The 9159-nt window shown below is 72.6% G+C and carries 4 protein-coding genes; 1 reads left to right on the top strand and 3 read right to left on the bottom strand.

What is annotated here, in order from left to right; genetic code table 11:
• Positions 1 to 107: 107 nt before the first annotated feature.
• Positions 108 to 1535, bottom strand: coding sequence for an alkaline phosphatase family protein (locus ACFO3J_RS28695; protein WP_386435341.1), 1428 nt, complete (start codon positions 1533 to 1535; stop codon positions 108 to 110).
• Positions 1536 to 1900: 365 nt separating this feature from the next.
• Positions 1901 to 4471: an aminopeptidase N gene (pepN, locus tag ACFO3J_RS28690; RefSeq protein ID WP_386435338.1), complete on the bottom strand. Its 2571-nt coding sequence runs from the start codon at positions 4469 to 4471 to the stop codon at positions 1901 to 1903.
• 271 nt (positions 4472 to 4742) lie between these two features.
• Between pepN and ACFO3J_RS28685 the strand changes: the two genes are divergently transcribed.
• Positions 4743 to 8267, top strand: coding sequence for a beta-N-acetylglucosaminidase domain-containing protein (locus ACFO3J_RS28685; RefSeq protein ID WP_386435336.1), 3525 nt, complete (start codon positions 4743 to 4745; stop codon positions 8265 to 8267).
• A gap of 102 nt (positions 8268 to 8369) precedes the next feature.
• On the opposite strand, the gene ACFO3J_RS28680 is transcribed toward ACFO3J_RS28685, so the two are convergent.
• Entirely contained in the window at positions 8370 to 8906 is a 537-nt protein-coding gene (locus tag ACFO3J_RS28680; protein ID WP_093737143.1) for an HNH endonuclease, read from the bottom strand.
• Positions 8907 to 9159: the final 253 nt, after the last annotated feature.

Below are 9159 nucleotides of genomic sequence, written 5' to 3'. Positions count from 1 at the left end.
TACGGAAGCGCGGGCGTACGGAAGCGCGGGGGTGCGAAAGTGCGGGGGCGGGGGTGTGCGGCTCTCCCGGTTCGTGCGGTACGCCGGGGGTCGTGGGACCCGTGGGACTACACGTGCGGGCGGCTGCCCGACTCCTGGTGCGGGACGGACTGGGTGGCGCCCGGCAGGGTCGGCTTGGGCAGGGTCGCCACTTCCTGCTCGGCCTGGGTCAGTTGCGCCGCGGTGTCGGTCGGCAGCGCGGGCGCGGTGGGGTGCGGGTCGGTGAAGCGGAACACCGAGGTCAGGTCGCCGAAGGTACGGCGGCGCCAGGCGGAGATATTGCTCTCCTTGACCCCGGTGAGGGTTTCGAGCAGCCGCAGCGGCGAAGTGTGGTCGAAGGTCTCGCTGGCCACATAACCGCCGACCGTCCACGGCGAGATGATGATGGCCGGCACCCGGAAGCCGGCGCCGATCGGCAGGTTCTGCACGAACTCGTCCGCGGTGCCCGCGGGCGCGACGGGCGGGGCCACGTGGTCGAACAGGCCGTCGTTCTCGTCGTAGTTGAGGATGAAGGCGGTCTTGGCCCACACCGCGGGGTTGGACGCGATGGCCTCGATCTTCTGGGCCACGAAGTCGGCGCCGGCGGCCGGCAGGTAGTCGGGGTGCTCGGACTGGGTACTGGTGGGGATGATCCAGGAGACGGTCGGCAGCCGGTCGTTGCGCGCGTCGTCCTCGAAGGTGCCCTCGGCGCCGGGGCGCACACCGAGTTCGTACAGCGGCGAGCCGGACTTGGCGTTCTTGAAGTTGGCGAAGTTCTCCAGCATGTTGCAGCCGTAGTCGTCGGTCTGCTGGTAGACCTTCCAGCTCACCCCGGCCGCCTGGAGGCGCTCGGCGTAGGTGGTCCAGGTGTACGGCTTGGGCGCGCTGTTGGAGATGACCGGGCCGCCCTTGGTCCCGCCGGGGTCGATGGTGCCGGTCATCCAGTACAGGCGGTTCGGCCAGGTCGGGCCCATGACCGAGGAGAAGTAGTTGTCGCAGATGGTGAAGTTCTCGGCGAGGGCGAACTGGAAGGGGATGTCGTTCCGGGTGTAGTAGCCCATCACATAGGGGCCGTTGGCGCCGTCGGCCGCGCGGTGGGCGGGCAGCCACTTGTCCATCTTGCCGGTGTTCCAGGCCTGGTGCTGCACCGACCAGGCGTGGCTGGTGGAGGGGATGGCCTGGGCGCTGCTGGTCTTGGTGTCGAGGTGGAAGGGCAGCAGATAGCCGTCCGGGTTCACCGAGTCGGGCTGGTAGAAGACCGAACGTCCGGTGGACAGCTTCATCGCGTTGGGGTCGCTGAAGCCGCGCACGCCGGACAGGGTGCCGAAGTAGTGGTCGAAGGAGCGGTTCTCCTGCATCAGCAGGACGATGTGCTTGATGTCCTGGATCGAGCTCTTGGCGGGCGGTCCCGCCGCCACCGCCTTCTGCACACTGGGGGGCAGCAGCGAGAGCGCCGCCGCACCGCCGATGGCTCCCGCCGCCGATCCGAGGAGCCTACGTCGTGTCAACTCGGCCATGAACGTTCCTCCTGGAGCTTTGAGCTTGCCAAGCCTGGAGCTGCCGTTGCTGGGTCCTTGTCGGGGACCCCTCAAAACTCTTCCGGGAGATGAGCATGTGGCGAAGGGGGCTACCGGTGAACACGTGACCAACGAGCAGGAAGCGGTTGGCCACACCTTTACTCGCTTTGCCCGGCCATGATCGGAGGCACGCCGAAGTGATCACCGGACGGTGGCTGAGGGAACGTCAGTGCACCTGATTGGCACGGTGATCGCCCGCCCCGCGGGGCCCTCGGGGGGGTCGGCCCGGTCATACCTATGTGCTGGTCGTACCGATGGTCCGGCACCCCGCGGCGGTCCGCCCGGGGTGCCGGTCCGCCGACCGGTCAGCCCGCCGCCGCGTCCGCCTGCTGGGCCTTGAGCGCGCGCTCGACGCCCGCACGGGACTCCACCACCAGGCGGCGCAGCGCCGCGGCCGGCTCGGCGGACGACAGCCAGGCGTCGGTGGCGTCCAGCGTGGCCTGGGAGACCTGGAGCGACGGGTAGAGCCCGACGACGATCTGCTGGGCCATCTCGTGGCTGCGCGACTCCCACACCTGCTTGACCGAGGCGAAGTAGCGCTCGGTGTACGGGGCCAGCAGCTCGCGCTGGTCGGTCTGGACGAAGCCGTCGATGACCGCTTCCTGGATGGCGTTGGGCAGCTTGTCGTCCTCGATCACGGACGCCCACACCTCGGCCTTGACCTCGGCGGCGGGCCGGGCCGCCCGGGCGCCCGCGGCGTGCTGCTCGCCCGCCGAGGTGGCGTCGCGGACCAGCTCGGCGGCGATCGCCTCCTCGTCGGCGCGGCCGGTCGCGGCCAGCCGGCCCAGCAGCGTCCAGCGCAGGTCGGTGTCCACCGCCAGGCCCTCGAAGGAGCGCGAGCCGTCCAGCAGGCCCTGGAGCAGGTCGAGTTGCTCGGGGGTGCGGGCGGTGGCGGCATAGGCGCGCACCCAGGCCAGCTGGTGGTCGCTGCCGGGCGCCGCCGCGGTCAGCTGCTCCAGTGCCGCCTCGGTCCAGCGGGCCAGACCGGTGGCCCGCCAGGCCGGGTCGGTGTAGAGGTCGAGCGCCAGCTTCACCTGGCGGTGCAGCGACTGCACCAGCCCGATGTCGGTCTCCTTGGCGATGCCGTGCAGCACCAGCTCCAGATAGTCCCGGGCGGCCAGCTCGCCGTCCCTGGTCATGTCCCAGGCCGCCGCCCAGACCAGCGCGCGCGGCAGCGACTCGGTGAAGTCGCCGACATGGTCGCGGACGGTGGCCAGCGACTGCTCGTCCAGCCGGATCTTGGCGTAGGACAGGTCGTCGTCGTTGAGCAGGACGACGTCGGGGCGGCGGGCGCCGGCCGGGAAGGGGACCTCGGTCCGCTCGCCGTCCACGTCGAGCTCGACGCGGCTGGTGCGGACCAGCTTGCCGTCCCGCAGGTCGTAGGCGCCGACCGCGATCCGGTGCGGCCGGAGCACCGCGGCGCCCTTGGCACCGGCCGGCAGGTCCGGGGCTTCCTGGCGGACCGCGAAGGAGGTGACCAAGCCGTCCTCGTCCACCGTCAGTTCGGGTCGCAGCACATTGATGCCGGCCGTCTCCAGCCATGCCTTGGACCAGGTCTTCAGATCGCGGCCGGAGGTCTCCTCCAGGGCGCCCAGCAGGTCGGACAGCCGGGTGTTGCCCCAGGCGTGCCGCTTGAAGTAGGCCTGCACGCCGGTGAAGAACTCGTCCATCCCGACATAGGCGACCAGCTGCTTGAGGACGGAGGCGCCCTTGGCGTAGGTGATGCCGTCGAAGTTGACGAGTACGTCGTCCAGGTCGTTGATCTCCGCCATGATCGGGTGGGTGGAGGGCAGTTGGTCCTGCCGGTAGGCCCAGGTCTTCATGGAGTTGGCGAAGGTGGTCCAGGCGTGCGACCACTGGGAGCCGGCGGCGTGCGCCTGGCAGGCGATGGAGGTGTAGGTGGCGAACGACTCGTTCAGCCACAGGTCGTTCCACCACTCCATGGTGACCAGGTCGCCGAACCACATGTGGGCCAGCTCGTGCAGGATCGTCTCCGCGCGCAGCTCGTAGGCGGCGTCGGTCACCTTGGACCGGAAGACGTACTGGTCGCGGATGGTGACCGCGCCGGCGTTCTCCATCGCGCCCGCGTTGAACTCCGGGACGAACAGCTGGTCGTACTTGGCGAACGGGTAGGCGTAGTCGAACTTCTCCTGGAACCAGTCGAAGCCCTGCCGGGTGACCGCGAAGATCGCCTCGGCGTCCAGGTGCTCCGCCAGCGAGGGCCGGCAGTAGACCGCCAGCGGCACGCTGCGGCCGCCGCCCTCCCAGCTGCTGTGCACCGAGGCGTACGGCCCGGCGATCAGCGCGGTGACGTAGGTGGACAGGCGCGGTGTCGGCTCGAAGACCCACACCCCGTCGGCGGGCGGCTCCGGGGTCGGCGAGTTGGAGATCACCGTCCAGCCCGCGGGGGCCTTGACGGTGAAGGCGAAGGTGGCCTTCAGGTCGGGCTGCTCGAAGGAGGCGAAGACGCGGCGGGCGTCCGGCACCTCGAACTGTGTGTAGAGATACGCCTGCTTGTCGACCGGGTCGACGAAGCGGTGCAGGCCCTCGCCGGTGTTGGTGTAGGCGCAGTCGGCCACGACCCGCAGCTCATTGCCGCCGGCCAGCAGGCCGGACAGCGCGATCCGGGAGTCGGCGAAGACCTCGGCGACATCCAGCGCCCGTCCGTTCAGCACCACCTCGTGCACGGTCGGCGCGACCAGGTCGGCGAAGGTCGACGCGCCCGCCTCGGCGGCCTCGAACCGCACGGTGGTCACGGACCGGAAGGTGCCCCCGTCCTGGGCTCCGCTCAGGTCCAGCTCGATCGCGTAGGCGTCGATGGCGAGCAGACGCGCACGCTCCCGCGCCTCCTCACGCGTGAGGTTCGTACCAGCCACAGCGGCCCACTCCTTCTCGTCAGGTGAGACGGCCATCCTCGCACGGCACCCCCGGCCTCCAGCGGAACCCCTGTGGACAACTCCGGCGGGGCCTCCCGCTCCGCCGGGGTTGTCCACAGGCCGCCGGGCGCGGCCGAGCCCACGCGGCCGACAACTCGCCGCGATCGGGCCGTGATTGGGGGTGGTGGGGTGGGCGAGAGCGTTGACACGCGGGGGGCGGGGGTGATGGGGTCGCGGTTCGTACTGGGTGCGGCAGCCCCGGGAGGGAATCATGCTGCGCAGGAGTTCCGCCGTGGCGGTCGTGGCCACCGTCGTCGGGGGCTGGCTGGGCCAGGCGCCCGCGCTCGCCGATCAGGTCGTCTCCCACGTCACCGGCTCGGTGACCGCCGACGAGCAGACGGCTCCGCCGCCCGCGGTCTGGCCCAAGCCCCAGCTGCTCCGGACACGCGGGCAGTTCGCCCGGGTGACCCCGCTCGTCACGGTGGTGGCCGACCGGGACGCCGATCCGTACGCCCTCGGCGTCATCGAGGACGCGCTGCGGGCCGAGGGGGCGCGCGATGTGGTCCGGGCCGCCTTTCCGGGCACCGGGTTGACGGTCTACGCCGGCGCGCCCGCCCTCGCCCCGCTCGGCGCGCTCGCCGCTCCCGCTCAGGGCGACCTCCCGTCCGGCGGCTACCGGCTCGCGATCAGCGGTGACACCGTCGCGCTGGCCGGGGTCGGCGACGACGGCCTCTTCCACGCGGCCCAGACGCTGCGGCAGTTGGCGACCAGTGACCGGGGCGAGCGCGGCTTCGCGGCGGTCACCGTGCGGGACTGGCCCACCGCGCCGGTGCGCGGCACCGCCGAGAGCTTCTACGGCGTGCCCTGGACCCAGGACCAGCGGCTCGCCCAACTCGACTTCATGGCGCGGACGAAGCAGAACCGCTTCCTGTACGCGCCCGGTGACGATCCCTACCGCCAGGCGCAATGGCGCGAGCCCTATCCGGCCGCCCAGCGCGCCGACTTCCGGGCGCTCGCCGGTCGGGCGCAGCAGGACCATGTCACCCTGGCCTGGGCGGTCGCCCCCGGCCAGGCGCTGTGCTTCGCCTCGCAGAGCGACACCCGGGCGCTGGAGAAGAAGCTGGACGCGATGTGGGCGCTGGGCGTGCGCGCCTTCCAGCTCCAGTTCCAGGACGTGAGTTACAGCGAGTGGCACTGCGGCGCCGACGCGCGCCGGTTCGGCACCGGCCCGGACGCCGCGGCCCGCGCCCAAGCGAGCCTGGCCAACGCGGTGGCCGCCCATCTCAAGAGCGCCCACGGCGGGGACGACGGCTCCCCCGCACCCGAACTCTCCTTGCTGCCCACCGAGTTCTACCAGGACGGCCCGACTCCGTACCGCACCGCGCTGGCCGAATCGCTCGACCCGGATGTCGAGGTGGCCTGGACCGGGGTCGGTGTGCTGCCGCAGCAGATCACCGGCGTCCAAGTGGCGGGCGCCCGGGACGCGTTGCGGCATCCGCTGCTGACTCTCGACAACTACCCGGTGAACGACTTCGATCCCGGGCGGCTCTTCCTCGGCCCCTACACCGGCCGTCAGCCGGCCGTCGCGACCGTGTCCGCCGGGGTGCTGGCCAGTGCGATGCAGCAGCCGGCCGCGTCCCGTATCCCGCTGTTCACAGTCGCCGACTACGCCTGGAATCCCCGCGGTTACGACCCGTCGGCCTCCTGGCGGGCCGCGATCGACGATCTGGCCGGGCCCGATCCGACCGCCCGGGCCGCGCTCACCGCGCTGGCCGGCGACGAGGCGTCGTCCGCGCTCGGCGGCGCGGACTCGGCCTCCCTCCAGCCGCTGGTCAAGGACTTCTGGTCGGCGCTGGAGCCGGGCGCGGCGGGCGCCCGGCACGATGCCGCGAAGCTCACGTCGGCCGCGGCCCGCCTGCGTTCGGCCTTCAGCACGATGCGTACCGCCCCGGCGGCCCTGAGCTCCCTGGCCGGCGGCACCTTCGGGGACGAGGTGCGTCCCTGGCTGGACCGGATGTCGGCCTACGGCGCCGCGGGCGAGGCCGCGGTGGACATGCTGCTGGCGCAGGCGGCGGGCGACGGCCCGGCCGCCTGGACGGCCCGCCAGGCGCTCGACCGGGGCCGCGCCCCGCTGAGCCAGGGCACGGTGCAGGTGGGCGCCGGGATCCTGGACGGTTTCCTGAGCCGGGCGGTCGACGACGGTGACGCCTGGCTGGGCCTGCGCGCGGACGGCCGTACGGCCACCACCACGATGGGCTCGGGGCACGGCACCGACCCGTCGGCGATGGTGGACGGCAAGGACGCCACCGCCTGGTCCAGCGCCGCCCCGCCGCGGCCGGACGACGCCTTCGGCGTCGATCTCGGTACGGCGCGGCCGGTGAGCGCGGTACGGATCACGATGGGCGACGGCAGCGGCTCCGACGACTTCCTGCACGACGCGGTGCTGGAGGTGGCCGCCGACGACGGCGCCGGCTGGCAGCGGATCGGCGAATACCACGACCGGGCCGTGATCAGTGCGGCGCTCCCGGCCGGCACCCGGGCCCGCCAGATCCGGCTGCGGGCCGCCGGCACCCAGCCGGGCGCGGTGACGGTACGGGAGTTCGCCGTCTCGGTGAGCGGTTCGAGCGCTCCCACCGCGACCGGCACCGCCCCGGACGCCGCCGCGCTGGTGGACGGCGACCTGAGTACGCAGGCCGGTCCCGGCGAGGTCACCGTCCGGTTCGGCGGCGCGCGGCTGCTGCACACGGTGACGGTGGCCGCCGACGCCCGCCCGGCCCCGTCCAGCGCCGGTGGCGCACGGCCGCACCCCGCACCCGACCCGCCCGGCACACCCTTCCGCTTCCCCCCGGGACCGCCGGACGCCGCTCCCCCGGGCGGCGGCGCGCCCCTGGTGGACGACTCACCGCGCACCGTCGACGTCCACACCTCCGCGGGCTGGCGCCGGCTGGGCACCCTGGATCCGGGCGGCTGGACGGAACTGCCCGTCGGCCTGCTCGTCGACGCCGTACGGCTCTCGGACGCGGGCGGCGTGCGCGAACTCGTCCCGTGGTTCACCGAGCCGCCCCGCGTCACCGCCGACCGGACCGAGATCGACGCCGAGGCGGGCGGCGCCCCCGTCACCGTCACCGCCTCGGTCAGCTCCGGGCTGCCCGCCGGACTGACCGCCGCGGTGAAGACGCAAGCGCCCGCACCGCCCGGCGCCGCGGCCAGGCCCGGCATCGGCGTCACCGCGCCCGCCCGGGTCGCGCTGCCGCGCGGCGGCACGGTCGCCGTCCCGCTCCGGATCACCGTCCCGGCCGGCACCGCACCCGGCGCGTACACCGTCCCGGTGCGCTTCACCGTGGCCGGGCGCACCGTCGAGCGCCTGCTGACCGTGACCGCCCACCCGCGCACCGGCGGCCCCGACCTCGTACCGGGGTCGGCGGCGGCCTCCTCGGCGGACGAGACCCCGGATTTCCCGGCGGCCGCGGTGGCCGACGGCGACCCGGGCACCCGCTGGTCCTCGCCGGTCGCCGACGACTCCTGGGTGCAGGTGGAACTGCCCGCCCCGGCGAAGGTGGGCCGGGTGGTGCTGCACTGGCAGGACGCCTACGCGACCCGCTACGAGATCCGCACCTCGGCCGACGGTGTGACCTGGCGGACGGCAGCGACCGTCACAGACGGTGACGGCGGCGTGGAGACCGTATGGCTGGACTCACCCGCCGACATCCGCTTCCTGCGGGTGCAGGGGGTCCGGCGGGCCACGAAATACGGCTACTCGCTGTACGGCGTGGAGGCATACGCCGCCACGGGATGACCTCCTGGGAGTGTGCGAGCACAGCCTCCCAGGTGGGCGCCCCGTCGCCCGGGTGCCGTCCGAAGGCGACACGCGGGGATGCGACACACGAAAGCCCGGATCTCAGGCCGATATGCCGTCGATCCGGGCCAGGGCGTCATCCGCGCCGAATGGTTGCAGATACGGCAACCAGCGCGGGTCCCTATGTCCGGTCCCGATGATCCGCCAGGCGAGCCCGGACGGCGGGGCCGGTTGATGGCGCAGCCGCCAGCCGAGCTCGGCGACATGGCGGTCCGCCTTGACGTGATTGCAGCGTCTGCACGCCGCCACCACATTCTCCCAGGCGTGCTGCCCCCCGCGGCTGCGCGGAATGACGTGGTCGACGCTGGTGGCGGCTGATCCGCAGTACGCGCACTTGCCGCCGTCGCGGGCGAACAGCGCCCGCCGGGTGAGCGGCACGGTGCCCCGGAAGGGCACCCGTACGAATTTGGTGAGCTTGACGACGCTGGGCGCGGGCAGCGCCTGCGTCTCGCTGTGCAGATAGGCGCCGGATTCCTCGAGGCACACGGCCTTGTTGTTCAGCACGAGGACGAGCGCGCGGCGGAGCGGTACGACGCCGAGCGGCTCGTACGACGCGTTCAGGACCAGCACATGTGGCACGGATGCCTCCTTTAACGCCGGCGGCGCGTGGCTCGCGCCGGGACGATCTGACTTCAGTCTCTCCGGAAGGCGGGGCGGCGCGCCACCATGCCCGGGTAACGGACCCGAGGTGTTTTGGACCACACGGCTGCTCCACGGACCCACCACATTCCCTACATCCCCCGCCGGAAGGGCTTCCGCGCCTCTGTCACGCAACAAGACGGCATCAGTCCCCCGTTAGATTGGAACCTCCGCATCCCCACGGAGGTTCCCG

It is taken from the genome of Streptomyces polygonati (assembly GCF_042650325.1).
In the GTDB taxonomy this organism is placed as follows: Bacteria; Actinomycetota; Actinomycetes; order Streptomycetales; family Streptomycetaceae; genus Actinacidiphila; species Actinacidiphila polygonati.
The sequence above is the reverse complement of the archived record's forward strand: the minus strand, read 5'-3'. Positions and strand labels throughout refer to the sequence as shown.